Raw genomic sequence first — 26,360 nt, forward strand, 5'->3', positions numbered from 1 at the left:
TCAAATGAAACTTGACTCGGAATCAATAATCCGAGGCCATCCACCCAACGCGACCGACGATGCCACCGATCGAACTCATCAACGCTCCGGGCCTGCCGATTCCCGCCGGACACTACAGCCACGCGACGCGCGCCGGCAATCTCGTCTGCGTTTCGGGTCAATTGCCGATGCGCGCGGACGGCACGCATACCGGAGATCTCCCGTTCGACGAGCAGGCCGAACAGACGCTTTCGAATCTGCGCACCGTGCTCGAAGCCGCGGGTGCGAGCCTCGCGGATTGCATCGAGGTGACGGTGTATCTCGTCGGCGTCGAACACTGGAAAGCGTTCAACGAGATCTACGCGCGTCACTTCGGCGCCTGGAAACCGGCACGCGCCGTCGTGCCGGTCGGCGCGCTGCACTACGGCTATCTGCTGGAAATTTCCGCGCGAGCGTGGGTCGAACGCGTCTAGCCGTTACGCGAGATCGAGCGATTTTGTCAGGTCGCCGAGCGGCGCCTGACCGCTTGCGGCGAACGCGCGATCCCGCGCGGCCACGCCGTCCAGCGGCGCGAGATCGTGCACGCGCGAGATGAAGCGCAGGATCGAGTTCGTGTCATACACGGTGTGATCGACGTAGCCCTTCTTCGCGAACGGCGAAATCACGAGTGCCGGGATGCGCGAACCGGGCCCCCAGCGATCGCCCTTCGGCGGCGAGACGTGGTCCCACCAGCCGCCGTTTTCGTCGACGGTGACGATCACCACGGTGTTCTCCCATTGCGGCCCGCGCCGCAGACGCTCGATCACGTTCGAAATATGCCGATCGCCCGAAGCGACATCCGCATAGCCCGCGTGCATGTTGAGATTGCCCTGGGGCTTGTAGAACGTGACGGCAGGAAGGCGGCCCGCGTCGATGTCCGCGAGCAGCTTGTTCGTCGACGGATCGTCGCCAAGTCCCGCGTCGCGCAAATGCTGCGCCCGTGCGGCCGTGCCCGGCGCAAAGTTGGCGAAGTAATTGAACGGCTGATGGTGGTACTGGAAGTCCGGCACCGCGCCGGTGTCCCGATGTTCCAGTGCGTACTGCCACGCGCCGCTGTACCACGCCCAATCGACGTTCTTGTCCGACAGGCGGTCGCCGATCGTCGCATACGTCTGCGGCGGCAATACCAGCGCGTTCGAGCGGTCCGCATAGCGCGAGTCGCCGCCTTGCGGAGGCGGCACGTTGCTCGGCTGATACGGCGGGAACATGGTGTTGACGGCGTATCCGTCCGCCGTGAGCGCGCCGTCGCGCACATACTTCGGCGGGCCCTCGAGCGCGGATTTGGGCGAATCCGGGGCGAGCTTCAGGCGCGAACCGGCAGGATCGTCGCCTTCGACGACCGCGAGCAGCTTCGCAGCCGGGCTGCCTTTGACATCGGGATAGAAGGGCGCCTGCGCGGAAATGAGGAAGATATGGTTCAGCCAGGAGCCGCCGAACGCCGACATGAAGAAGTTGTCGCAGAGCGTGTATTGCTGCGCGAGCCCCCAAAGTTTCAGCGTTTCGGGTGAGTTTTGGTAGTGCCCCATGACGAGGCCGCCCGAATCGCCCCACGCCGCGAACTGGTTGTTGCGCCCTGCGTTGATCTGCATCTGATTCTGATAGAACCGATGCACGAGATCGCGCGTGATGACGGAATTGGGCAGCGGCGCACCGTGCGCGTCTGCGATCTGGAAGGGCGCGTTGCGCAGATCGATGATCTGCTGCTCGGTGATCGCGTAGCGCTTGCCGTCGACTTCCTGCGCCTGCGGCACAAGCCCGCCCCAGATTTTCGGCAGCGTGGGCATGGGCGTGACGCCATCGCGATCGAGTTGCGTGTAGTGCGATGCCGGCACCGCCGACAGCGGATATTGCACGCCCGGATAGTTGCCGTAGAGATTCGTGAAGCTGCGGTTTTCCGCGTAAATCACGACGATGTGCTGCACTTTCGCGGCCAGCGTGCGGTCGAGTGCGATATCGGCGGCAGTTTTCGGGGTGGTCGGCTTGTTTTCGAACAGATTGCACCCGCCGAGCGACAGCCCCGCCAGGCCCACGCCCGCGGCGAGCAGCCGCCGCCGCGCGGGGTCGGCGGGTGCGTCGCCTGCTGGCGTATCGTTGCCGGAAGGAAGCTCGTGCTGCGGATGATTATTTTCATTCATCGCCTGACTCCTCGTGAATATGCGGCCCACGCCCGTTGACGCACGCTGCATGATCGACGCCGAAAGATGACGCGCCCGTTACCGGCGCCCCGACTTGAACCGCTCTGCGTGCGGCTCAACTGAGTGGGGATGATGCCGCATCGTCCCGCCGCGGGAAACCCGGCCGAACGACATAGGCAAAAAACAGGAATATCGTACGAATCGGCCTATGTCTTTTGGCCGACTGGAAAGCGCGAACGACCGTGACTAACATCAACTGAACACGAGCTTTGCTCCGACGAGAACGAGCGTCGCGGCGAGAACGTGACGGAGTAACGCTTCCGGCGCCTTGGTTGACAGCATGCTGCCAAGGGCGATGCCGGGGATCGAGCCCACGAGGAGCGAGGCGAGCAAGGACCAGTCGACTGAGCCGAGCATCCAATGGCCAGTGCCGGCAATCAGCGTGAGCGGCACCGCGTGAGCCACGTCCGAGCCGACGATGCGCGCCGTCGCGAGACGCGGATACAGCAGCAGAAGTACAGTCACGCCGATTGCGCCTGCGCCCACGGAAGTGATCGAGACCAGCAGGCCGAGAATCGCGCCGGTGAAGACGGTCCACGCGGCGGTACGCGTCGGGTGTTCGGGGCGGCCATGTCCCTTTTTGTAGGCAAGGCGCGCGAGTTGCGGCCGGAAGATCAGCGAAACCGCCGTGATGAGGAGCGCGGTGCCGAGTATCAGCTGGATGAGCCGCGCGGTGCCCGGCGCTGTCAAACCGTGCTCGTGCAGAAAGTAGAGTGTGATGGCCGCAGCGGGCACGCTGCCCGCCGCGAGACGGCCGGTGATGCGCCAGTCGACCGAACCCTTGATGCCGTGCACGAGCGTGCCGGCCGTCTTGGTCGCGGTGGCGTACAGCAGATCGGTGCCGACGGCGGTCGCCGGATGTATGCCGAACAGCAGGACGAGCAGCGGGGTCATCAGGGAGCCGCCGCCGACGCCCGTCAGGCCGACCAGGAAACCCACTGCGAGACCTGAGGCAGAATAAAGTAAGTCGATATGCGGAAATGACATGCCGGACGCCCGCAACCCTTGCTGGGCGGGGCTGTTTAACGTTCATCCAAAATTTGTCCGAATCGCGACTCTTGGCTTCGGACATCCTTGTACGACTCGGTCATCGCGGCCGACCGACGCCCGAAAATTGCCCGGGCAAAATCCTTTACTTTTTCCTGCAAACGGAGGCGCGCCGAGAGCGGTCGGATTTCGTGAGAACCTTTCGGCGTCGCGGCTTAGGGTGTCCCGATTTCGCGCGCGTCCGCGAAGTACTCTTTCAGCGATCGGAGCCCAAACGCTGCGCCGGCCTTCTAATGAAACCGTGCGCCTCCCGGCAGACGCCTTTTCGCGCTGGCCGGACAAAAGGGCTAAGAGCATAGCACTCTTCAGCTATGGCTCGCGGAGCCTATGCCGAACTGACCAGCCTGGCCGGCCTAGACCGCAGTTGGGCTTGCGCGTTGTCCCGATTCGATCGAGAACACGCGCGCGATTGCCGGAATGCGTCGAAGCAGGAAAACGAACCCGACGGCTAACGCCATTTCCGAAGCAGCGAAGACGAACCACGGCGTGGTCGGCGCGAACAGCCACTGAGCAAAAAGATTGAGGGGATAGTTGAACGCGAATATGGGCAGCGTGTTTTTACCGAGAAAACTGAGTGCGCGCGACGTCGCGGTGAGCCGGGCTAACCTGGCCAATGCCCATATCCCACATATTGATGCGAGGAGGAACAGCGCTGGATTACCGATAGTCTCGCCGGCGAGGTTCGCTGCTTTGGGATTCCACAGCGAAGCGATGATCCATCCGAGCGCGCAAACTGGCAGCGTCCAAGCGGGAAAACGCCTGCCGTCCAGCATTTTGGATTCGGCTGCAACGAAACCCAGGTGGAAATAAAAGAGCGCGACAAAAGCGATCTTGATATTCCAGGGTGAGAAGCCTTTCACGAAGGCCATTAACGTGCAGCCGACGACCAATGATGCGGCGATCACGACATGCACAACGTGTCGCGCGTACCGGGTCAACGCCGCGTACATGGCTTCGGTGCAGAACAGGCAAGTTAGAAACCAGAGCGGCGTGCAATAGAAAGTAAGATTCGATCGAGGTATGGAATACGCGGTACCTCCGAGTTGCACGAAGAATTGGAGAGACTGGTTGTATTCCTAAATAGAATCGACGGGAAGATCGCGATTGCGGCGGCGACTGCGTACGGCATCAGAAGGCGTCGGGAATTCCTGCGCATGACCTCTAGCGGACCTCTCTTGCCGTTGAAAAGGTATCCAGACAGGAAAAAGAACAGAGGCATATGACACGAGTAAATGACTCGGAAGAGCCACTCTGGCAAACCAATGGCGTGTCCAAGGACAACAAGAACGATCCCGATCCCTCGGGCTGCGTCGATTGTTCTGTTGCGCAAATCCACCTCTGAGTTCGCTCAAAAAGCGCAATTTTAGCCCAAGCCATTGCCACATAAGGCCGAGAGGCTTATGGTCCGACATATCGAGATGACATTGCGCGCGGAGAACGCGTCAGGCGTGGGCGGGTCGAAAGGCTGTCGATGACAGCGGGTAAGCGCCCCCGAACGCCTCACGAAACCCTTCAGATTACTTTCAGGAAGGTGCAATGAACACACAGGAACAGCAGCAACAACAGCAGATGCAGGTGTCGCAATCGAAGCTGCCGGACGAAGCGTTCATCCCGACGGAGCACCCGAACATACCGAGCGAACGCCAGTTCGTGCTGAAGTCGGGCAACACGTTCGCCGTCTACGATGCGAACGGCGATATCCGCGGCGACGACGACGGCCTCTTCGTCAACGACACGCGCGTGCTGTCGGAGCTCGTGCTGACGTTCGGCGGACGCGCGCCGTCGCTGCTTTCGGGCAGCGTATCGAGCGACAACGCCGTCTTTACCGCGCACCTGACCAACCGCCCGCTGCCGCCCATCGGCGGAGCACGCACGCCGGAAGGCGTAATCCACGTCGAACGCAAGCGCGTGCTGTCGGGGCATGTGCTGCACGAGAGCATCGTGCTGACGAACTACGGCACGGAGCCGTCCACCGTGCCGCTGTCGATCTCCTTCAAGGCCGACTTCCTCGACATGTTCGAGGTTCGCGGCGCGATACGTGGCAAGCGCGGGGCTTTGCGTCCGCCGGTCGTCGAGAACGGCGAGGTCGTGTTGCGCTATGTCGGCCTCGACGAGGTGGAGCGCACGGCGCGCATCCAGTTCACGCCCGCGCCGGACGTGCTTTCGCCCACCCGCGCCGACTACGCGCTGCATATCCAGTCGGAAACGGCCATTTCCGTGTACCTCTCGGTGACGGCCGTGACGCACGCGCTCTCGGACGCCAGCGAGCAAAGCAAGCGCAACGCCGCGGAAGCGGCCGAATGCGCGCCCGAATCGGGCCGTCCCGCGATCCGCGACGCGCTCGTGGAGGCGCATCGCCGCATGCGCGACCGGCGCCGCGCGAGCGCGCGCGTGCGTTCGAGCAATCCGCTCTTCAGCGAATGGATCGACCGTTCGCTCGCCGATCTCGGGCTGCTCACCACCGATCTCGAAACCGGCCCTTATCCGTACGCTGGCATTCCGTGGTTCTCGACGGCGTTCGGCCGCGACGCGATCATCACGTCGCTGCAAATGCTCTGGCTGCATCCGACGCTCGCGCGCGGCGTGCTGCGCTTCCTCGCCGCGAATCAGGCGCGTGAAGACTCCGCTTTCCGCGATGCCGAAATCGGCAAGATCATGCACGAGACGCGCAAGAGCGAGATGGCGGCAACCGGCGAAGTGCCGTTCGCGCTCTATTACGGCGGCGTCGACAGCACGCCGCTCTTCATCGTGCTGGCGGGCGCATACGCGGAACGCACCGGTGACACCGCCCTGATCGATGAAATCTGGCCGGCACTGCAGCTCGCGGCGCAATGGGTCGCGCGCCATTGCGACAAGAATCCGCACGGTCTGCTCGACTACCAGCGCGCATCCGAGCACGGTCTGGCGAATCAGGGGTGGAAGGACAGCCAGGATTCGGTCTTCCACGCGGACGGCAAGTTTCCGATCGGCCCGATCTCGCTCGTCGAAGTCCAGGGTTACGCATCGACCGCGTTTTCCACGATGGCGCGTCTCGCCCGCGAGCGCGGACAAGGCGAGAACGCAAGCGAGTTCGAGCGGCGTGCGCGTCACATTCGCGAGCGTGTCGAAGAGATGTACTGGATGCCGGAGATGGATTTTTACGGCATTGCGCTCGATGGCAAGGGCGAGCTATGCCGCGTGCTGTCGTCGAATGCGGGGCATCTGCTCGCGTTCGATCTCGTCGAACGCGAACGCGGCGAGGCTGTCGCCAAGCAACTCGAATCGGCGCTCTTTCACACGGGCTGGGGCGTGCGGACGCTTGCGGCGGGGCAGCCGCGCTTCAATCCGATGTCGTATCACAACGGCTCGGTATGGCCGCACGACACCGCGCTCTGCGCACGCGGCCTCGCGCGCTACGGCGATCGCGGCGCGGCCGTGGGACTGCTGCAGTCGCTGTTCGAAGCCGCCGTCACGTTCGACATGCGTCTGCCGGAGCTTTTCTGCGGATTCACGCGCCAACGCGGCGAACGGCCGATCGCCTATCCGGTCGCGTGTCTGCCGCAGGCGTGGGCGGCGGGCGCGCCTTTCATGATTCTGGAAGCGTGTCTCGGCGTGACCGTCGACGCCGTCAAGGAAGAAGTGCGTATCGACCGGCCGGAGTTGCCCGAAGGCATCGACTGGCTCGAAATCGGCGATCTGCGACTCGGCGACAAGACCGCGACGATCACGTTCCGGCGCGTCGGCGGGCAGGTCATTCCGTCCGTCGAAGGCGACGTCAGGGTCGTGGCCGTTCTGTAACGTCGACGACGCACGGCGCCGACCAAGCGCCGTGCGACCGGTCCGCGCTTATACCGCGACGCTGCCCACGTAATTTTCGGCGAGGGCAGTGGCGGCCGCGCGCGATGTCGTCACATGTTCGAGTTCGGCCACCTGCAGGCGCTGCTCGAACGGCGACGTATCGTCCAGCTTGTGCAGCATGCGCGTCATCCACCACGAGAAATGCTCGGCGCGCCAGACGCGCTTCAATGCCGTTTCCGTATAGTGGCTGAGCTTCTCGCCGTTGCCTTCCTGATAGAAATCGAGAAGCGCGGCGTTCAGTACGCGCACGTCCGACACGGCGAGGTTCAGGCCCTTCGCGCCGGTCGGCGGCACGATATGCGCTGCGTCGCCCGCGAGGAACAGCTTGCCCGACTGCATCGGCGTGGACACGAAGCTGCGCATCCCGACGATGTTCTTCTGGAAGATCTTGCCTTCGGTGATCTGCCAGCCATCGGCGGTATCGACGCGTGCGTGCAGTTCGGCCCAGATGCGGTCGTCGGACCAGGCATCGACCGTATCTTTCGGATCGCACTGGAAGTACATGCGCTGCACGCCCGGCGAGCGCGTGCTGATGAGCGCGAATCCGCGATCGTGCCGCGCGTAGATGAGTTCATCGGAGGAGGGCGGCGCTTCGACCAAAATGCCGAACCAGCCAAACGGATAGATGCGCTGATAATCCTGCCGCACCGCTTCGGGAATCGACTGTCGCGAAACGCCCTGCGAACCGTCGCAGCCGATGATGAAGTCGCATTCGAGTTCTTCGTCGCGGCCTTCGTGCTGATACTTGATGCGCGGCTTGCGATCGCTGCCATCCTGAAAGTCGTGCAGCGACACCTTCGACACGTTGAACTTCAGCTCGCCGTTCGCCGCGAGCCGCGCCGCGACCAGATCCTTGATGACTTCGTGCTGCGCGTAGACCGTGATCGAGTGACCTGTGAGCTCGGTCAGCGCGATACGGCGGCGCTGGCCTTCGAACGCGAGCTCGAAACCGTGGTGCAGCGCGCCTTCGGCCTGCATGCGCGCGCCGAGACCGGCCTGAGTGAGCGTGTCCATCGTGCCTTGTTCGAGCACGCCGGCGCGAATCGTCGATTCGATGTCGTTCTGGCTGCGCGCTTCGAGCACGACCGATTCGATGCCGCGCAAATGAAGCAGGTGCGAGAGAAGAAGCCCGGCCGGGCCGGCGCCGACGATGCCGACTTGAGTACGCATGATTGTCTCCGTGAGGCAGTGGTGATGTTGTGCGTACAGTGTCGGCAGAGCGGCCTTATGCCGCAACGCGATAGGGAGGATAAGAACTATCTGATTCGGAGATAAAGCCCCTAAAACGCGGGAAAATCGCCTGAAGTACGGGTAAATCCCTAGCCGGCGCGGGCCGGTCGCCCGCGCCGGACGGCCTTACTCCGCCGCTTCCTCCTTCAACTGATTACGTCGATATTCGCCCTGGCGCGTGAGCATCCAGCCGGGATATTCCGACGGCAACTGGCTCACCTCATCGAGCGCGGCGAGTTCGTCTTCGTTGAGACGCACGTTGGTCGCCGCGATGTTGTCGTCGAGCTGCTCGATCCGTTTCGCGCCGACGATCACGCTCGACACGACCTTCTGATGCAGCAGCCAGGCAAGGGCGATCTGCGCGACCGATACACCCTTGGATTCCGCGATGCGGCGCATCACGTCGACGCAGTCGTACGCGCGGTCGACATTGACCGGCGGGAAGTCGAACTTGGTGCGCCGGCTGCCTTCTTCCTTGCCGCCTTCGCGCGTGAACTTGCCCGAAAGCAGGCCGCCCGCGAGCGGACTCCAGACCATCAGCCCGACGTTCTCGCTTTGCAGCAGCGGCACGATTTCGCGTTCCAGATCGCGGCCAGCGACCGTGTAATACGCCTGAAGCGACTCGAAACGCGCAAGACCGAGACGCTCGGAAATACCGAGCGCCTTCATGATCTGCCACGCCGCCCAGTTCGAAACGCCGATGTAACGCACGTGTCCATGCTGCACGAGATTATCGAGTGCGCGCAGCGTTTCCTCGATCGGCGTCGCCGGATCGAAACCGTGAATCTGGTACAGATCGACGTGATCGAGCTGCAGCCGCTTCAGGCTCGCCTTCACGCCATCGATGATGTGATAGCGCGACGCGCCGCGCGAATTCACGCCCTTGGTGCCGGTCTCGCCAAGGATTTTCGTCGCGACGACCACGTTTTCGCGCGGCACGTTGAGGTTCTTCAGCGCCTGGCCGGTGATGATTTCGGATCGGCCGTCGGCGTAGACGTCGGCGGTGTCGATGAAATTGATGCCCGCATCGAGCGAACGGCCGATCAGCTTGTCGGCTTCCGCCTGCTGCAACTGACCGATGTTGTCCCAGATTCCGCCCGTTCCGCCGCCGAAGGTCATCGTGCCCAAGCACAGCTCCGAGACGAAAAGACCGGTGTTGCCGAATTTCCTGTAACGCATGGTTGCTCCCGAGTGACTGGAATGGCGCGGCATCGCACGACCTTCACGACAGGGTCCGCGCCGGCAATGCAGTATCGTCCCGGCGCGCGGCGGGTTCATAGCCTGATCCTGTTCAATCCTTGCCTGTTCCTGCAAACGCTGGGGGCGCGCGCGAGCAATCACGCGCTCGCGCGAGTAAGCTAACCAGACTTCTCCCATCTTGAAAATGGTCCGCAAACCATGGCTCTGAACGACACGCCCGGCTTCGCCGGAAAAGAAAGTCATGACCAGCCGAAAGAAACGCGTCATGACGCCGCGCTGGATCAGGCGCGCCTCGATCTCGTCGCGCTGCTCGACCGTTTCACCATCGGTTGCGAAGGCTCGGTCGAGACGCCGGTGCCGGGGCTGTTCCTGCATCGGATCATGAATCCGGGCGGGCCGAAGCACGGCATCCAGACGCCCGCGCTCGCGCTCATCGCGCAGGGCAGCAAGCGCCTCATGGTCGGCGACGAGGTCTATATCTACGATCCGATGCACTATCTGGTGTCGTCGGTGGATCTGCCGGTGTGCGGGCAGGTGTCGGTGGCGAGCGAGTCCGAGCCGTATCTCGGCATGCGGCTCGATCTCGATGTCGACGAAATCACGTCGCTGATCCAGGACGAAAGCCTGCCGCCCGCGACGCAGACCGACGCCTCGCGCGGTCTCTACGTGAACCGCCTCGGCAACTCGATGCTCGATGCCGTGTTGCGCCTTTTGCGGCTCGTCGACACGCCCGAGGACGTGCCGATCCTCGCGCCGCTCGTGAAGCGCGAAATCCTGTATCGCCTGCTGATGAACGGCTCCGGCGCGCGTCTGCGGCAGATCGCGCTGCAGGACAGCCAGACGCAGCGCATCGCGAAGGCGATCCAGTTGCTGCGCCAGCATTTCGACCAGCCGCTACGCGTGGAGGACATCGCGCGGGACGTGCACATGAGCGTGTCGTCGCTGCATCATCATTTCAAGGCGGTGACGGCGATGAGCCCGCTGCAATACCAGAAGCAGCTGCGGCTTCAGGAGGCGCGCCGCCTGATGATGCTCGATATCGTCGATGCCGCCACCGCCGCGCATCGCGTTGGCTATGAAAGCGCATCGCAGTTCAGCCGCGAGTACAGCCGGCTTTTCGGTGCGCCGCCGTTGCGCGACACCCGCCGCTGGCGCGACGCGACGGCCGCCGCCGCGGGGGCCTGAGCACCGAAATTTCAACGAAGCACTGGCCGAGCGCGCGCGAATGGTCTTGAATGGATTGCCGACAGGCGATGCGACGGCGCTGCCGCATCGATTTATTTCATCGTCCGCGGAATAGTGCAGCGCTTCCGAACGTTCTACGGATACTTCTACAACAAGGAAGATGAAATGAAGAAGCGTATCCAGATGTTCGTCGCTGCCGCAACCGTCGCTACCGCTTTTGCTTCGGTCGCGTCGTCCGCGCATGCTGCGGCGCCGAAAGAATCGAACGGCATGTTCGTCGATGAAAACGGCATGACGCTCTACACCTTCGACAAGGACACGAAAGGCGGCCCGAGCGCGTGCAGCGGCGGCTGTGCGCAGGCCTGGCCCGCCGCGATGGCGAGCGACTCCGACAAGCCGAGCGGGAAATGGACCATGGAATCCGCCGACGGCGGCAAACAGTGGGCCTATGACGGCAAGCGCGTCTATCGCTTCGCGAAGGACACGAAGCCCGGCGACAAGAACGGGGACAATTTCCGCGATGTCTGGCACGTCGTGAAGCCCTGAGCGCCTTCGCATCGATGCGGGCTCGCGGAATAAATCGGCGAGTCCGCCAGTCTTTCAATCAACAGGTAACGACCATGAAACGATCGATCGGCGTGACGGCGCTCCTGATCGCGCTCGGGCTCGCGCTCGGCACAGGGGGCTGCGCGAGCGGTACGCAAAGTGCGCCGCCTTCTTCTGGCGCGCCGAGCGGACCTGCCGGCGGAGGCAGCTACTGATGGCGAACGCCTCCGGCTCGCCCCGCACGCAAGAGGACGCACGGTCTTGAGCTTCGAGAGCGATCTTCTCGCGCATCTGCCGCAGTTGCGCCGCTACGCGCGCGCGCTGACGGGCGATCGCGCCTGGGCCGACGATCTCGTGCAGGACGCGACCGAGCGCGCGCTCAATCGCGCCCGGTCGTTTCATGCGGGCACGAATTTGCGCGCGTGGCTGTTCACGATCATGCGCAATCTGTATATCGACCAGTTGCGCGGTCGCCGCGATATCGCCGTCGATGATGAAAGCGCGCCCTGGCGGCAGATGGCCGCGCCGCGCGGGGAAGTCGACGGCCTCGTGCTGCGCGACGTGCAGCGTGCGCTGTACTGTCTGCCGGTCGAGCAGCGCGAAGTGATGCTGCTCGTGTGTGTCGAGGAAATGAGTTATCAGGAGGCGTCCGTGGTGTTGAATGTGCCGACCGGAACCGTGATGTCGCGCTTGTCGAGAGCGCGGGAGCACATGCGCGTTCTGCTCGGCGAGGAATCGGGCCGCAAGGCGTCGCCTTCGTCGCTGAAAGTGGTGAGCCGCTCATGACCAATCAAGACCGTCCATCCGAAGGCGGCGACCGTATGGGGCCGCCCAAACCCGATCGCGATCTGCAGGCGCTGTCCGCCTTTATCGACGACGAACTTCCCGGCAATGAGCGCGATGCCGTGGCCGAACGCGTCGCGGGCAATCCCGCGAGCGAGGCGACCGTCGCCGCGTATCGTGCGCAGGACAATGCGTTGCGCGCGCTCTTCGCCGATCAGAGCGAGCCGCAGATCGTGCGTCTGCGGCCGCGCTCGCGCGAGCGTTATCTGATCGCGGCAGGCTTCATGGCCGTCGGGGTCGGGTGCGGATTCCTGTTGCAGATGCTCCTGCCCGCGCTCGGCGACAAACCGCGCTTCGCGGAACGCGCGGATATCGCGTATGCCGTGTACGCGCCCGAGCAGCGGCACGCGGTGGAAGTGGCGGCGTCGCAGCAAGATCATCTCGTCACCTGGCTCTCGAAACGGCTGAATCGCGCGGTGACGATTCCGTCGCTGGCCGAGTACGGATTTCAGCTCGTCGGCGGACGCCTGTTGCCGGACGAAGAGGGTCCGGCCGCGCAGTTCATGTATCAGAACGCGGCGGGCGAGCGCCTCACGCTCTACATGACGACCGCCACGATCAGGCGCAACGACAGCAAGATCCGCACGCTGAAGGACGGACAACGCACCACGTTCTATTGGGCGTGGAATCGCGTCGGCTATGCGCTTTCGGGGCAGATCGGCGAGGAAAAGCTGCAGGCAATCGCCTATGACACCTGCAAGGAGCTGGGCGGCGATCCGAAGAACTGGTGAGCCGGGAATCGATAAAAAGGCCGCAACGATGCGTGATCGTTGCGGCCTTTCTCATGCGCGATCGTGCTTATCGATAGCGATGCGGCGGAGGCGGCGCGACATGGTGATGATGGCGTTCCCATTCCTGACGCTGCCAGTAACGATGACCGTCCCAGTAGCGCTCGCCATGCCAGCCGACCGTCACGCGATGCGTGGGACCGTGGTGAACGTCCGCCGACGCCGCGTTTGCGAGACCCATGCCCAGCGCGGCGGCAAGGGAAGCGATCAACAGGCTTTTCTTCGTCTTGTTCATGATGTGTGCTCCTTGGTCGTTTGCCTGGCGGTGAAACCGCGAGTCGATTGGTCGCAGTTCGGCCAAACTTTGGCGTGTGGTTCAGGACCGGCTTATCAACGGTAGTAATCGTGATGATGGTGATAACCGCCGCCGTCCGGCACGACGATGCAGCCCGATAGCGCGCTACCCAACAACACGCTCAACGCTGCAAGGATCGCTAGTTTCTTCATGGGTTTCTCCGTGTGAATCCATGGAGACCAATTTAGCGGTTCGCAAAATGACAAGCCGTGTTCGTTTGTAAGCAAACGTGTAATCTGAAATATTCGCGACGGGCGTCTACAAGCTCCGTCGTGCGCCGTTGTACGGCGGATGCAGGACGCGCTATCCTGAACTCCGATTCGAAATGTCGGAGTGAACATGTCTCACATCAGCACGGGCGTCGAGTACGCGCTGCACTGCATGCTGTATCTCGCGGAGCCGCCACACGGCGTGCGCGAGGCGAGCGTGCGCGATCTGGCGGAATTGCAGGGCGTGCCTGCGGAATACGTCGCGAAGCTCTTCACGAAGCTGCACAAGGCGGGACTCGTCGTCGCGACGGAAGGGGCGCGCGGAGGTTTCGCGCTCGCGCGTCCGTCGAAGGAAATCAGCGTGCTCGATGTCGTCGACGCAATCGACGGCGACAAGCCTCTCTTCGAATGCAGGGAGATTCGCGCGCGCTGCGCCGTGTTCGGCGACGACGCGCCGCCTTGGGCGACGAGCGGCGTATGCGCGGTTCACGCGGTGATGAAGAACGCCGAAAAGCGCATGCGTGAAGCGCTCGCGGCGGATCGGCTGGCGGATCTCTCCGGGCGCATGCATGCGAAAGCGCCGCGCACGTTCGGGCCGCAGGTCGTCAAATGGCTCGGCGGGCGCACGGACCAGCGCCGCGCGGCCAAGCGCTGAAAGACTTTAGCGGACGATCTTCGGCTTCATGTTCGGCGTGAGCGATACGCCGACCACATGTCCGGCGCGCACGCCGCAGCGGCTATCTACGCGCGTCCATTGCTCCTTGCCGCGCGCCTTCGCGAACGCGCGCATCACGATGACCTGATCGACCGGAATCGGGTTGCCGACACTGAAGATCGTAGTATCGTCGTCGATCTTCGCGGAGAGCACGCGGCGGTCGGGCACGATGAGCGTGTCGTACTTCGGCGCGTTCTCCACCCAGCGATCGAATGCGGCGACACATTGCGCGACGGCATCCGGCACGTGAAGCCTCGTCAGATACGAATAATCCTCGGGCACGTCCGGCGTTTGCTGCGCCTGGACGAGCTGAAACATCGACGCCGACAAAGCGAGCGCGGCCAGGGCGGGAGCAAGAATGTTCTTCATGCGATGGGCGATGAAAAGGGCGTTCGGAGATGTTCGGGCAGAGCGCGGATCGCCGGAGCACGGATCGCGTGAATGGCGCTGAACGTGCGGTGCGCGCGCCTGCGCAGGAATGGCGCGAAGTATACCGTGTGACGTTTTGTGACGTCGAGCGATTCGCGCAGGTCGAATGCCGATCGAAAGCCTCGCCCGCAGCGATGTATCCTTTGATGCCGATAAACACGCGAACGAGGTGCCCAATGAAAGCGGTGCGATGGTCGCAACAAGACGGCTCAGGGCTCGAGCATCTCGTTCTCGATGAAACGCGCGATGGCATCGTGATCGAAAGCGCGGTCGTGGGCGAAGACGAAGCGCGTGCCTTCGGTCTCGTGTATCGCATCGAATGCGATGCGCGCTGGCAAGTGACGCGGCTCGCGCTGAAGCTCGCGGGCGGCGCATCGCTCGATCTGCATCGCAGGGACGGCGACAACGGCGACGCGCACGCATGGACCGATGCGAGCGGCGAGCCGCTCGAGGCGCTGCGCGGCTGTATCGACGTGGACATCACCGCGACGCCTTTCACCAACACGCTGCCCATCCGCCGCCTGAAACTCGAACGCGGCGAACGGCGCGTGATTCGCGTCGCCTATGTGCGCGTGCCCGAGCTCGGCGTGAGCGCGGTGGAGCAGGCTTATACGTGCATCGAGCCGGATTGTCGCTATCGTTACGAAGGGCTCGACACGGGCTTCACGGCGGATATCACCGTCGACGAAGACGGCCTCGTGATCGACTATCCCGGCCTCTTCACGCGCATCCGGCGATAATACGCAGACATTCGCCTCAACCGATTTCCACTATGACCGACACGACTTCCCCCCGGCTCACGAGCCTGTCCCACGGCGGCGGCTGCGGCTGCAAGATCGCGCCCGGCGTGCTCGCCGACCTGCTCAAGCGCGCGACGCCGCTGCCCGCGTTCCCGAATCTTCTGGTCGGCAACGACACCGCCGACGATGCCGCCGTCTACAAGCTCAACGACGAGCAGGCGATCGTCGCGACGACGGACTTCTTCATGCCGATCGTCGACGATCCATTCGACTTCGGCCGCATCGCCGCGACCAACGCGCTCTCCGACGTCTACGCGATGGGCGGCAAGCCGATTCTCGCGCTCGCGCTCGTCGGCATGCCGATCAACGTGCTGCCGCATGAAGTCATCGCGCAAGTGCTGAAGGGCGGCGAAGCGGTGTGCGCGGAAGCGGGCATTCCGGTGGCGGGCGGCCATTCGATCGATTCGGTCGAGCCGATCTACGGGCTTGCGGCGCTCGGCATCGTGCATCCGTCGCGCGTGAAGCGCAACGCGGCCGCGCGCTCGGGCGACGTGCTCGTGCTCGGCAAGCCGCTCGGCGTCGGCGTGCTGTCGGCGGCGCTGAAGAAGGACAAGCTCGACGCGGCGGGCTACAGGGCGATGATCGACGCGACCACCAAGCTCAATCGTCCCGGCGCGGAACTGGCGCAGCTCGAGGGCGTGCACGCGCTCACCGATGTCACCGGTTTCGGCCTGCTCGGTCACACGCTCGAACTCGCGCGCGGCGCGCAACTGACGGCGCGCATCCGTTACGCCGATCTGCCGTGGCTGCCGCAGGTGCGCGAATTCGTGCGCGCGGGCATCTACACGGGCGCGTCGGGACGCAACTGGAGCGCGTATGGCGACGACATCTCGTTGAACGTCGAAGGCAAGGAAGGTGAGGAGGCCCGCGCCTTGCTGACCGATCCGCAGACCTCGGGCGGCCTGCTCGTGTCGTGCGCCCCGCATGCCGTGAACGACGTGCTCGCGATCTTCCGCGCGGACGGCTTTCACGACGCGACGATCATCGGCGAAATGGTGGACGGCCGGGGCCACGTCGACGTCAGCTAAACAAACTCGAAACGCATGAAGGAAGAATCCCCGAAAGCCATTTTCTACGCGCTCGCCGCGAATTTCGGCATCGCCGTCTGCAAGTTCGGGGCGGCTGCCTTCACCGGCTCGGGCGCGATGTTCGCCGAAGCCATCCATTCCACGGCCGATTGCGGCAACCAACTGTTGCTGCTCTTTGGCCTGAAGCGCGCGCAGGCGCCCGCGAACGCGCTGCATCCGCTCGGCTCCGGGCGCGAAATCTATTTCTACGCGCTCATCGTCGCGCTGCTGCTGTTCTTCGTCGGCGGAGCGTTCTCGGTGTACGAGGGCGCGCATCGGTTGATGCATCACGAGCCGTTGTCGAACCCGATCGTCGCGCTCGTGATTCTCGGCATCTCCGTCGTGCTCGAAGCCTTTTCGCTCGCGGGCGCGATCCGCGAAATTCGCAAGGGCGCGCCGAACAAAACCTTATGGCGATGGTTTCGCGAAACGCGCGAATCGGAATTGCTCGTCGTCGCCGGCGAGGACGTCGCGGCGCTGCTCGGCCTTGCGATCGCGTTCGCCGCCGTGCTCATGACGATGCTCACCGGCAACCCGGCCTACGACGCCGCCGGCTCGATCGGCGTCGGCGTGCTGCTGATGATCATCGCGTTTCTCGTTGCGCGTGAAGTGAAGTCGATGATCGTCGGCGAATCGGCGAGCCCGGAAGTACGCAAGGCGATCGACGCGCACTTGCGCACGCGCCCGGAAATCACGCGCATCATCAGCCTCATTACGCTGCAATGGGGCAAGCACGTCGTGGTGGCAGTGCAGGCCGAAATGATCGATTACGCCAGCGGCCGCGCGATGATCGATGCGATCAACATCATCGAAGACGATCTGCAGCGCGCCTTTCCGCAAGTGCGCTGGGTGTTCTTCGAACCCGACGTAGCACGCGATCGCGGCGAGCCGACGGCCGCATGAGGCGAGGGCAGGCCAGGAGCGCGGCGTGCTACGGCTTTCAGGGTCGTCCGGGACCGCTCCTGCCGCGCGGACGTCATCGCGCTAGCATATGGCGTGCGCGTCGTCCGCATCGAGTCCCTGAAATTCTGTGATCTTCATCCGACCCATGCGCAAATTGCTCCTTGCAGTGCTGCTCGTCGCCGTGGCGAGCGTTCTCCCGATCTTTTCCCAGTCCTCCTTCGCCGCAGCCGCTTCCCCGCAGCACGCGTCGCAGCCGGCGGTCGCGCTGACGCCGCAGCAGGCGCGCGATGCGCTTGCCGTGCTCAACGATCCCGCGCGCCGTTCGCAAGTCGCGGATACGTTGCGCGCGATCGCCGCGGCAGGCGCGCTGGCCGCGCCCGCGAGCGCGCCGCAGGCGGCATCGTCCGCGGCGCCGGCATCGGGCGCATCGGGCGTGCTCGCGCATTCGTTGACCGCGAATGGGCTCGCGTCGCAACTGTCGCGGCAGGCGGGGCACTGGCTCGTCGAGATCGGCGCGGGGCTGCGGCATTCGACCGTCGCGCTGCTCGATTTCGGCTCTGTGATTTCGTGGTGGCGCGACCGTACGTCGAGCGACGCGGGGCGCGCGCTCATCGGCCATGTCATGTGGACCGTGCTGGCCTCGCTGATTCCCGCGTTGCTGCTCGAATTCTTGTGCTTGCGCCTGCTGAAGCGCCCGCGCGCCCGGATCGCGGCACGCGGCGTCGCCGATGCTGAGGAGCAGGATCCCGACCTCGTGCGCGAACAGCACGCCGCCGAGCGCGCGGAAGACGCCGCCGCGCAAACCGGCGACGCCACCGCGATGCATCTCGCCGAGCGCAAGGCGGACACCGCGCGCGGCCAGCGTCACGCCGCGCGTCACTGGACGCTGTTGCAGCGCCTGCCGAGCGCGCTCCTGTACGGCTTGCTGTCGCTGGTTCCGCTGATCGTGTTCATCGGCGTGGTGACGTTGCTGATGTCGATCTTCATCGACGACAACACGGCCGAGGCGCGCGTCGCGGGCTCGCTCATCGACGTCTATCTGGCGTGCCGCGCCGTCGTAATCGTGAGCGGCTTTTTCGTCGCGCCGCGCGCGCCCGGACTGCGCCTCATCCAGATGCGCGATGCCGCCGCCGCGTACACGCATCGCTGGGTGCGGCGCATCGTGTGCACCGCCGGCGCGGGCATCGCGCTCGCCAATGCCGGCGAACCGATCGGCCTGTCGGGCGATGCGCGCATCGCGGTGCTGAAGGTCACGCTGCTGATCGTGCATCTGATGATCGCATTCGTGATCTTCCAGAGCCGCAATTCGGTGGCCGAGCGCATCCGGCAGCGCGCGCGTTCGAACCGCTCGGTGAGATTGGTCGGCGCGTGGTTCGCCGATATCTGGGCGGGCGTCGCGATCTTCTTCGTGATCGCGCTGTGGTTCGTGTGGGCGCTCGACGTGCAGAACGGCTACCGCACGCTGTTTCATCTCGGCGGCGTGTCCTTGCTCGTGCTGGTCGGCGCGCGCGTGCTCGCGATCGTCGCGTTCGGCGCGCTCGGCCGCGTTTTCCATCAGAACGACGAAGAGGATCTCGCCGGCGAGTCGATCGCGCGGCGTCGCGCGTATCGCTATTACCCGGCGCTGCGGCGCATCGTGCAGGCGCTGATTTCCGTCATCACCGTGGTCGCGCTGCTGCAGGTGTGGCACGTCGATATCGTGCATTTCTTCACGTCGGGCGGCGTCGGCAACCGGCTCGCGTCGGCGCTCGTCACCATCGTGATCGCGGCCGTGTTCGCCGTGCTCGTGTGGGAAGCGGCGAACATCGTCGTCGAACGGCGGCTCGAACAATGGACCGCGAGCGGCGAGCGTCTGCGCGCCGCGCGCCTGCGCACGCTGCTGCCGATGATGCGTACCGGCCTTTTCATCGTGATCGCGATGGTCGTCGTGCTGACGGGCCTTTCGGAACTCGGCGTGAACACCGCGCCCTTGCTCGCGAGTGCGAGCATCTTCGGCGTGGCGCTCGGCTTCGGCTCGCAGAAGCTCGTGCAGGATCTCATCACAGGCATCTTCCTGCTGATGGAAAACGCGATGCAGGTCGGCGACTGGGTGACGCTCGCGGGCGTGTCGGGCACGGTCGAATATCTGTCGATTCGCACGGTGCGCTTGCGCGGCGGCGACGGCTCGCTCTACACCGTGCCGTTCAGTTCGGTCTCGACGGTGAACAACACGAATCGCGGCATCGGCAATGCAGCGGTGCGCGTCTCGATCGCACTCGGTCAGGACGTCGATCTCGCCATTTCGACGCTCAAGGAAATCGGCGCCGCCTTGCGTGACGACGAAGCATTCCGCGACGGCATTCTCTCCGACTTCAGTTTCTGGGGCGTCGATGCCGTCGACGGCTCGACCGTCACGCTCGCCGGCCAGATCCAGTGCCGCGACAGCGCGCGCTGGCCGGTGCAGCGCGAGTTCAACCGGCGCATTCTCAACGAGTTCACGGCGCGCGGCATCGAGATCGCGAATCCGCAGCGCAACTTCGTGATCGTGAACGGCGGCAATCAGGAAGGCGGCCCGGAAGGCGTTCAGGACGCGGACGAGGCGGGCGCGGATCAGCGCGGCGAGCCGTCGAAGGCCGCGCAGCATCCGACGGGCGAGGCGGCGGGTTCGGCGAACGTCGCGTCGAACGCGCCGCCGCCGCGGTCATCGCAAAGCGGCACCTGAGTTTTCGGTTAGCGCTCCTATAATCGTGCGGGTTGACCGCGCCCTGGCCGGGCGCGGTCTTCTTTCGAAGGTCGAACCCTTACGAGGATCCGCTCGCCATGAGAAAACTCCGCGCGTCACGATCGATAAAGCTCAGAAAAACCGCCTGTGCGTCACTGTTCGCCGCCGGCCTCGCGACCCTGACAGGTTGCGCGTTCGCCCAGCCATCCGATGACAGCGGCCCCGAAGGCGGCCGCCACGTCAAAGTGATGATCGTCACGATGTTCGGCCCCGAGGGCCAGGTCTGGCTCGACAAGCTCGGTCCGTGGCAGGCGATCAAGGTGCCGGGACTGTCGCCGGATTATCCCGAGGTCAATTGCAATCGCGACGATGTCTGCGTCATCACGACGGGCATGGGTCACACCAACGCGGCCGCGTCGATGATGGCGCTGGCATTCTCCGACCGCTTCAATCTGCGGCACACGTATTTTCTCGTCGCGGGCATCGCCGGTATCGATCCGAAGCAGGGCACGGTCGGCTCGGCAGCCTGGGCGAAGTATCTCGTCGATTTCGGCATTCAATGGGAACTCGACGCGCGCGAGAAGCCCGCCGACTGGCCTTCGGGTTTCCTCGGCATCAACACGAAAAGTCCGTACGAGAAACCGCCGCTCGACTATCGGACGGAGGCGTTCGCGCTCAATGCGTCGCTTGCGGATGCGGCCTTCGCGATCTCGCGCAACGTCACGCTCTCGGACAGCGATCAGGCGAAAGTCGCGCGCGCGAAATTCAACTACGCGCCGGCCAACCAGCCGCCGCGCGTGATCCAGTGCGACACGCTCGCCGGCGATACGTGGTGGTCCGGCAAATATATCGGCGAGCGGGCGAGGGAGTGGACGCGCCTCCTGACCGACGGGCGCGGTGTCTATTGCACGACGCAGCAGGAAGACAACGCGACGTACGAGGCGCTCAAGCGCGCGGCGAGCGTGAAACGGGTGGATCTGTCGCGCGTGGCGGTGCTGCGCGCCGGATCGGACTTCGACCGGCCGTACGAAGGGCAAGCCGCTTCGGACAATCTGCTCAATTACGCCGATCAGGGCGGCTTTGCGCCGGCCATCGAAAACCTGTATCGAACGGGCAATCCATTCATACAGGAGGTTGTTACACATTGGGGCGCCTGGCGCAAAGGCATCCCGCAAAAGTAACGCCACAGCGTTACAAAGCCGGTAACAAGGCCATGTTTCTGGCAGTAACAACTCTTTTACTGCGACCAAGTAACTATTACCTAACCTGCCGCGGATCGGTAATCGCCGATTTCGCGGCATTTTTTTGCTCTTTCACGTCCGATGAATGGCGAATAAAAGCTGGGTCTTGGCGTCAACGGAATCCCGTAAATGCCCGTTATATGGCGCGGAAGGCGATTATCAAGATAAAAACGAAGCCGCGCCGGGCGGACCTCGCAAACGTTAGACAAATACGCACCGGATCAAAGAATCGGTCAAATTCTCCAGACCGAAAAAATTACCGACCTAAAGTGTTGTTTGCAACAAAATATTATTGAGACACTCTTGCGTTAGGTTCAGACAGTTCTTAGAATCCGTCTCACAGTGGTTGTTACAAGATGTAACGCACTGAAACAAAGATTACGCAGTACGTAGCCGGGCAGAACGCGTCCGGTGAGGCACAAAAAAGACATCGGCAAAAAGCCGGCGGGAAATCGGGGATTTACTGGAAGTTGCAACCATGAACGGTCGCGAAACGCTGGAATCGATCCGGGAAATCAATTTGTCGTACATCATGCTCGCGCAGCGTCTACTGCGCGAAGACCGCGCCATCGGCATGTTCCGGCTCGGTCTGTCGGCGGAACTCGCCGATCTGCTGTCGGGGCTCACGCTCGCACAGGTCGTCAAGCTCGCGTCGTCGGATAACCTGCTTTGCGCATTCCGCTTCAACGATCACACGATGCTGTCGGCCTTGGTGCAGCCCGCGAAGAACGCGGACATCGCGCCGACGCACGCGGCAATCCTGCTGGCTGGCCAGCCGGCCGAACAGTTCGCTTAAGTGATGACGGAGCGAGCCATGCTGAAGAAGAGCCTCACTGAAGACGCCCAGGAAGTGTTCCGCGCCATCGCGCTGATCGAGCTCGGCGCGCGCATGCAAGTGCTGGAGAGCGAACTCACGCTCTCGCGCGATCGCATGATCCGCCTGTATCGCGAAGTGAAGGGCGTGTCGCCGCCGAAGGGCATGCTGCCGTTCTCGGCCGACTGGTACATGACGTGGCTCGCCAATATCCACGCATCGCTTTTCTATAACACCTATACGTTCCTGAAGAACGAAGCCGGCTGTTCGCATCTCGATGCGTTGACCAAGGGGTATCGGCTGTATCTCGAGCACTGCAACCATAGCGGCGCCGAGGCGGTACTCGATCTTACGCGGGCCTGGACTCTTGTGCGCTTCTTCGACGCGGGCATGCTGCAGATGACGGCTTGCTGCCGCTGCACCGGGAAGTTTGTCGCACACAAACATGATTTGCAGAACAACGTGGTGTGCGGGGCCTGCCAGCCGCCGTCACGCGCGGGGAAGACCAAGAAAGCGGCGGCCGCGAAACAGGCCAGCAAAGAAGCCGCGCTGGAGGTAGTGATGTCGAAGAACGAAGTGCCGGAGCATGCGGAGCACACGGTACTCGCTAACGTAGCGGCAGTAGCGGCGTTACAGCCGCAACGAGCTAGCCTGGTCGCACAGGCTGCTTAGGCGGTAGCGGCCGCCGGCTTTCCTTCCGGGGACTGTCCGCGAGGATGGTGGATGTCCGGCTCGCCGCTACCGCGTTTTACTTCCCGCCCGTTTTCCCGAATCCATAGCCCGGCGCCGATTGGCGTGCCGGGCTTTTTTCTTTTGCCGCCCAGTAAAATGCTTCGATGGCACGCGCTCTCGAAGATAACGGCTTGGCTACCGCACAACAGGGTTTTCTGCTGACTCGCCACTGGCGCGACACCGCGGCAGGGACGGAAGTCGATTTCTGGCTCGCGACCGACGACGGCCCGAGAAAGATCCGCATCGCGACGCAGACGAGCGTCGCGTTCATTCGCGCCGAAGATCGCGCGAAGGCGGAGCCTGTCGTCGCCGGCGTGCGCGACACGTATCTGCGCGAGCTGCCGCTCAAGGACTTCCGTCAAAAGCCGGTGCTCGGGCTTTACTGCCCGCAGTATCGTCAGTTACTCGCGCTCGAAAAGAACCTGAGAAGCGCCGGCGTCAATGTCTTCGAGGCCGATATCCGTCCGCACGAGCGCTATCTGATGGAGCGCTTTATCACGGCGCCGGTGTCGTTCGAAGGCGCGCCGCGCGACGGTTACATTTGCAGCGAACTGAAGCCCGCGCCGGATTACCGGCCGTCGCTGAGCGTCGTGTCGCTCGATATCGAAACGAGCGTGAAGGGCGATCTCTATTCGATCGCGCTCGAAGGCTGCGGCGCGCGTCAGGTGTACATGCTCGGACCGCCGACCGGCGCCGCCGAGCCAGCGGATTTCGCGCTCGACTATTGCGACACCCGCGCCGACATGTTGCGCCGCTTCAACGCGTGGATCGCGCATCACGATCCGGACGCGATCATCGGCTGGAATGTCGTGCAGTTCGACTTGCGCATCCTCCAGCGGCACGCCGACGACTACGGCGTGCCGCTTACGCTCGGCCGCGACGGCGGCACGGTCGAATGGCGCGAGCACGGCATGAAGCGCGATCACTGGTTCGTGTCGATCGCGGGCCGGCTCGTCATCGACGGCATCGAGGCGCTGCGTTCGGCGACGTGGAATTTTCCGTCGTTCAGCCTGGAGTACGTCGCGCAATCGCTGTTGGGCGAGGGCAAGGCCATCGACAGTCCGTACGCGCGCATGGACGAGATCGAGCGGCGCTTTCAGGAAGACAAGCCCGCGCTCGCGCGTTACAACGTGAACGACTGCGAGCTCGTCACGAAAGTTTTCGACAAGACCGAACTGCTGCCGTTTTTGCTGGAGCGCGCGACCGTCACCGGTTTGCAGGCGGATCGCAGCGGCGGATCGGTCGCGGCGTTCACGCATCTGTATATGCCGCGGATGCATCGGCTCGGCTATGTCGCGCCGAATCTCGGCGACGTGCCCGAGGAAGCCAGTCCCGGCGGCTTCGTCATGGATTCGCGTCCCGGTCTCTACGATTCCGTGCTCGTGCTCGATTACAAGAGCCTGTATCCGTCGATCATCCGCACGTTTCTGATCGATCCGGCCGGGCTCGCGCAAGGCATGGCGGCTTCCGACGAGACCGCCACGGTCCCCGGCTTTCGCGGCGCGCGATTTTCACGCGACACGCACTGTCTGCCCGCGATCGTCGCGCAAGTGTGGGAAGCGCGCGAAGCGGCGAAGCGTCAGCGCAACAAGCCGCTGTCGCAGGCGCTGAAGATCATCATGAATTCGTTCTACGGCGTGCTCGGATCGAGCGGCTGCCGCTTCTTCGATCCGCGTCTCGCGTCGTCGATCACCATGCGCGGTCACGAAATCATGCATCGCACGCGCGAGCTGATCGAAGCGCGCGGCTACGGCGTCATCTACGGCGATACGGATTCCACTTTCGTCTGGCTGAGGCGCGCGCGCAGCGAGGAAGACGCGGGGCGCATCGGCCGCGCGCTCGTCGCGCATGTCAACGAATACTGGCGCGAGCATTTGCGCGAGACCTTCGGGCTCGACAGCGCGCTCGAATTGCAGTTCGAAACGCATTTCACGCGTTTTCTGATGCCGACGATCCGCGGCACGGAAGAGGGCAGCAAGAAGCGCTACGCCGGCCTCACGACGCGCGCCGGCGGCACCGAGGAAATCATCTACAAAGGGCTCGAAACGGTGCGCACCGACTGGACGCCGCTCGCGCAACGCTTCCAGCAGGAGCTTTACCTGCGCGTATTCAAGGGTGAGGCATACGCGGACTACGTGCGCGAGTACGTCGGACGCACGCGGCGCGGCGAGCTGGACGAACTGCTCGTCTATCGCAAGCGCCTGCGCCGCACGCTCGGCGACTATCAGCGCAATGTGCCGCCGCATGTGCGCGCCGCGCGCATCGCCGATGAGTACAACGCGCGTGCCGGACGCCCGCTGCAATATCAGAACGGCGGCTGGATCAGCTATGTGATGACGGCGGCCGGTCCCGAACCGGTGGAAGCGCGCCACGCGCCGATCGACTACGAGCACTACGTCAGCAAGCAGCTTCAGCCGGTCGCGGACGGCATTCTGCCTTTCCTGCGCGACGATTTCACCGCGCTGATGTCCGGTCAGAAAGAGCTGTTCTGAGTTCCGAGTCTAGAAACGCACGCCGAAACCCGCTTCGATGATGTCCGCATCGCGGTCGTAACGCGTGACCATGCGATTCCACGTCACGCGCGCGAGCCATCGATCCGAGAAGCGGTAACTCGCCGACACCGATACGAGACCGGAGAAGCGTCCGTCGCCGGTGCGGTTCTGCGCCAGATCGTCGTTCTGCGTAATCGACAGATACGGCCCCGCGCCGACGCCGAGCGTCAGCTTGTCATTCAAGAACGCGCGCGTCGCCCAGAGTTGCGCGGCAACGCCGTCGCGGCGCGACTGGACGTGGCCGCCTTCGTGCAGATACGACGCGGTGAAGTCGAAGTAACGCCACAATCCGCGCCGATATTCGATGCTCTCCGCCAGATTCGTTTCCGAGTCGGGACTGTTGAGGATCGTCGTGCCGAGCATCACCGTGACTTCGTTGTTGGTGACGTTGGTCGTGCGCGACACGGGGCGCGCGCGCGGTCCGCGTCCTTCGGGCGCGTCGAGCTGATAGCCGATGCCGAAGAGCAGCGCGGTCGTGTCGGGACCGCCGAATGCCTGCACGCGATTGAGCTTCATCTCCGCGATCCAGCGGTTGTCGAAGTAATACGCCGCGCGCAGCGTGAACATCGCGCCCCAGCCGTGCGTGTTCGAGTATTCGCCGCCCGACTGCGCCTCGCTCGTATCGAAATAGCGATACGGCCCGGCGCCCGCCGACAATTCCAGCCGCTCGTTCCATAGCGGCAGGCGTCCCCATAACTGCAGCGCCTGCCCGTCACGGTGATGATCGGGAATATGGCCCTCATTGAGCCAGGAAAAGCTCCAGGCGGCGTAAGGCCCGAGCCCTTCACGATAATTCGCTTCCCACGAATACGTGTTCTGGCTGCTGCTCTGGAGTGCGCCAGCCAGAAACGAAAATTCCTGCGAGTGAGCCGCGCTGCTCGCAATGCCGAGTAGCGCGAAAGCGATCGCGCGAAGGGCCGTTCTGCAATGTCGTTCGTTCTGGGTTCTTGTCATCGGCGAGGTCGGATTCGGAAGGTTCCGGCAACTTTGGTGCGGTCTGTTTCGATGCAGGA

The 26,360-nt window shown here is 63.7% G+C and carries 25 protein-coding genes; 16 read left to right on the forward strand and 9 right to left on the reverse strand.

Translation table 11 applies throughout. The annotated features are described in order from the left end of the window. The first annotated feature begins 59 nt into the window (after nt 1–59). A complete protein-coding gene (locus NCS00_RS17200) occupies nt 60–452 on the forward strand; it encodes a RidA family protein (protein ID WP_008353398.1) in 393 nt (130 codons plus the stop codon). A 3-nt stretch (nt 453–455) separates the two neighbouring features. Here NCS00_RS17200 and NCS00_RS17205 read toward each other — a convergent pair whose 3' ends face one another. From NCS00_RS17205 to NCS00_RS17220, 4 genes are all read right to left on the reverse strand, one after another. Further along, nucleotides 456–2,153, reverse strand: coding sequence for an acid phosphatase (locus NCS00_RS17205; protein WP_250440592.1), 1,698 nt, complete (start codon nt 2,151–2,153; stop codon nt 456–458). A 252-nt stretch (nt 2,154–2,405) separates the two neighbouring features. Next, the gene (locus tag NCS00_RS17210; RefSeq protein ID WP_175979322.1) at nt 2,406–3,200 is read right to left on the reverse strand and encodes a sulfite exporter TauE/SafE family protein; all 795 of its coding nucleotides are present in this window, start codon (nt 3,198–3,200) and stop codon (nt 2,406–2,408) included. A gap of 413 nt (nt 3,201–3,613) precedes the next feature. Beyond that, nucleotides 3,614–4,309: an acyltransferase family protein gene (locus NCS00_RS17215; RefSeq protein ID WP_350029723.1), complete on the reverse strand. Its 696-nt coding sequence runs from the start codon at nt 4,307–4,309 to the stop codon at nt 3,614–3,616. Next, nucleotides 4,234–4,596 carry an acyltransferase family protein gene (locus NCS00_RS17220; RefSeq protein WP_250440594.1) on the reverse strand — a complete coding sequence of 121 codons (363 nt, stop codon included), beginning with the start codon at nt 4,594–4,596 and terminating at the stop codon, nt 4,234–4,236. Before NCS00_RS17220 ends, NCS00_RS17215 begins: the two co-directional genes overlap by 76 nt. A 200-nt stretch (nt 4,597–4,796) precedes the next feature. Between NCS00_RS17220 and NCS00_RS17225 the strand changes: the two genes are divergently transcribed. Further along, complete coding sequence (locus NCS00_RS17225; protein WP_250440595.1) at nt 4,797–7,037, forward strand: amylo-alpha-1,6-glucosidase; 2,241 nt, start codon at nt 4,797–4,799, stop codon at nt 7,035–7,037. A 48-nt stretch (nt 7,038–7,085) separates the two neighbouring features. On the opposite strand, the gene NCS00_RS17230 is transcribed toward NCS00_RS17225, so the two are convergent. Next, nucleotides 7,086–8,267, reverse strand: a complete 1,182-nt coding sequence (locus NCS00_RS17230) for a 4-hydroxybenzoate 3-monooxygenase (RefSeq protein ID WP_250440596.1) — start codon at nt 8,265–8,267, stop codon at nt 7,086–7,088. A 186-nt stretch (nt 8,268–8,453) separates the two neighbouring features. Beyond that, complete coding sequence (locus NCS00_RS17235) at nt 8,454–9,506, reverse strand: aldo/keto reductase (RefSeq protein WP_008353389.1); 1,053 nt, start codon at nt 9,504–9,506, stop codon at nt 8,454–8,456. Nucleotides 9,507–9,725: 219 nt separating this feature from the next. Between NCS00_RS17235 and NCS00_RS17240 the strand changes: the two genes are divergently transcribed. The 5 genes from NCS00_RS17240 (at nt 9,726) to NCS00_RS17260 (ending at nt 12,832) form a co-directional block, all read left to right on the forward strand. Beyond that, complete coding sequence (locus NCS00_RS17240) at nt 9,726–10,712, forward strand: AraC family transcriptional regulator (RefSeq protein WP_008353388.1); 987 nt, start codon at nt 9,726–9,728, stop codon at nt 10,710–10,712. A 165-nt stretch (nt 10,713–10,877) separates the two neighbouring features. After that, nucleotides 10,878–11,258, forward strand: a complete 381-nt coding sequence (locus NCS00_RS17245; protein WP_250440597.1) for a COG4315 family predicted lipoprotein — start codon at nt 10,878–10,880, stop codon at nt 11,256–11,258. Nucleotides 11,259–11,332: 74 nt separating this feature from the next. Beyond that, the gene (locus NCS00_RS17250) at nt 11,333–11,473 is read left to right on the forward strand and encodes a hypothetical protein (RefSeq protein WP_250440598.1); all 141 of its coding nucleotides are present in this window, start codon (nt 11,333–11,335) and stop codon (nt 11,471–11,473) included. 46 nt (nt 11,474–11,519) lie between these two features. Continuing rightward, nucleotides 11,520–12,044 (forward strand): RNA polymerase sigma factor, encoded by a 525-nt coding sequence (locus NCS00_RS17255; RefSeq protein WP_008353386.1) that lies wholly within the window; start codon nt 11,520–11,522, stop codon nt 12,042–12,044. Continuing rightward, nucleotides 12,041–12,832, forward strand: a complete 792-nt coding sequence (locus NCS00_RS17260) for an anti-sigma factor family protein (protein ID WP_250440599.1) — start codon at nt 12,041–12,043, stop codon at nt 12,830–12,832. Before NCS00_RS17255 ends, NCS00_RS17260 begins: the two co-directional genes overlap by 4 nt. Nucleotides 12,833–12,899: 67 nt before the next feature. Here the strand turns inward: NCS00_RS17260 and NCS00_RS17265 are convergent, their stop codons facing one another. Next, the gene (locus tag NCS00_RS17265; protein ID WP_008353384.1) at nt 12,900–13,124 is read right to left on the reverse strand and encodes a hypothetical protein; all 225 of its coding nucleotides are present in this window, start codon (nt 13,122–13,124) and stop codon (nt 12,900–12,902) included. A 399-nt stretch (nt 13,125–13,523) separates the two neighbouring features. Here NCS00_RS17265 and NCS00_RS17270 point away from each other — a divergent pair, with 399 nt between their 5' ends. Further along, nucleotides 13,524–14,048: an RrF2 family transcriptional regulator gene (locus NCS00_RS17270; RefSeq protein WP_008353382.1), complete on the forward strand. Its 525-nt coding sequence runs from the start codon at nt 13,524–13,526 to the stop codon at nt 14,046–14,048. Between the two features lie 6 nt (nt 14,049–14,054). Here NCS00_RS17270 and NCS00_RS17275 read toward each other — a convergent pair whose 3' ends face one another. Beyond that, nucleotides 14,055–14,477, reverse strand: coding sequence for a BspC domain-containing protein (locus NCS00_RS17275; protein WP_250440600.1), 423 nt, complete (start codon nt 14,475–14,477; stop codon nt 14,055–14,057). Between the two features lie 236 nt (nt 14,478–14,713). Here NCS00_RS17275 and NCS00_RS17280 point away from each other — a divergent pair, with 236 nt between their 5' ends. The 8 genes from NCS00_RS17280 (at nt 14,714) to NCS00_RS17315 (ending at nt 25,287) form a co-directional block, all read left to right on the forward strand. Further along, nucleotides 14,714–15,277: a putative glycolipid-binding domain-containing protein gene (locus NCS00_RS17280; protein ID WP_250440601.1), complete on the forward strand. Its 564-nt coding sequence runs from the start codon at nt 14,714–14,716 to the stop codon at nt 15,275–15,277. Nucleotides 15,278–15,309: 32 nt separating this feature from the next. Beyond that, nucleotides 15,310–16,365, forward strand: coding sequence for a selenide, water dikinase SelD (selD, locus tag NCS00_RS17285; RefSeq protein ID WP_250435750.1), 1,056 nt, complete (start codon nt 15,310–15,312; stop codon nt 16,363–16,365). Between the two features lie 15 nt (nt 16,366–16,380). Next, a complete protein-coding gene (locus NCS00_RS17290; RefSeq protein WP_175979332.1) occupies nt 16,381–17,307 on the forward strand; it encodes a cation diffusion facilitator family transporter in 927 nt (308 codons plus the stop codon). A 145-nt stretch (nt 17,308–17,452) separates the two neighbouring features. Continuing rightward, nucleotides 17,453–20,008 (forward strand): mechanosensitive ion channel domain-containing protein, encoded by a 2,556-nt coding sequence (locus tag NCS00_RS17295; RefSeq protein ID WP_175979333.1) that lies wholly within the window; start codon nt 17,453–17,455, stop codon nt 20,006–20,008. Between the two features lie 98 nt (nt 20,009–20,106). Further along, entirely contained in the window at nt 20,107–21,189 is a 1,083-nt protein-coding gene (locus NCS00_RS17300) for a purine-nucleoside phosphorylase (protein WP_033536139.1), read from the forward strand. A gap of 538 nt (nt 21,190–21,727) precedes the next feature. Next, nucleotides 21,728–22,045: a flagellar transcriptional regulator FlhD gene (flhD, locus tag NCS00_RS17305; protein WP_008353371.1), complete on the forward strand. Its 318-nt coding sequence runs from the start codon at nt 21,728–21,730 to the stop codon at nt 22,043–22,045. 18 nt (nt 22,046–22,063) lie between these two features. Then, nucleotides 22,064–22,735, forward strand: coding sequence for a flagellar transcriptional regulator FlhC (gene flhC / locus NCS00_RS17310; RefSeq protein WP_008353370.1), 672 nt, complete (start codon nt 22,064–22,066; stop codon nt 22,733–22,735). A gap of 164 nt (nt 22,736–22,899) precedes the next feature. Continuing rightward, on the forward strand, nt 22,900–25,287 hold the full coding sequence (locus tag NCS00_RS17315) for a DNA polymerase II (RefSeq protein WP_250440602.1): 2,388 nt from the start codon (nt 22,900–22,902) through the stop codon (nt 25,285–25,287). A gap of 9 nt (nt 25,288–25,296) precedes the next feature. Here the strand turns inward: NCS00_RS17315 and NCS00_RS17320 are convergent, their stop codons facing one another. Next, nucleotides 25,297–26,301, reverse strand: a complete 1,005-nt coding sequence (locus NCS00_RS17320; protein WP_008353368.1) for a hypothetical protein — start codon at nt 26,299–26,301, stop codon at nt 25,297–25,299. Between the last annotated feature and the right edge of the window lie 59 nt (nt 26,302–26,360).

The sequence above is a fragment of the Caballeronia sp. AZ1_KS37 genome, from assembly GCF_023631165.1.
GTDB classification, from domain to species: Bacteria; Pseudomonadota; Gammaproteobacteria; order Burkholderiales; family Burkholderiaceae; genus Caballeronia; species Caballeronia zhejiangensis.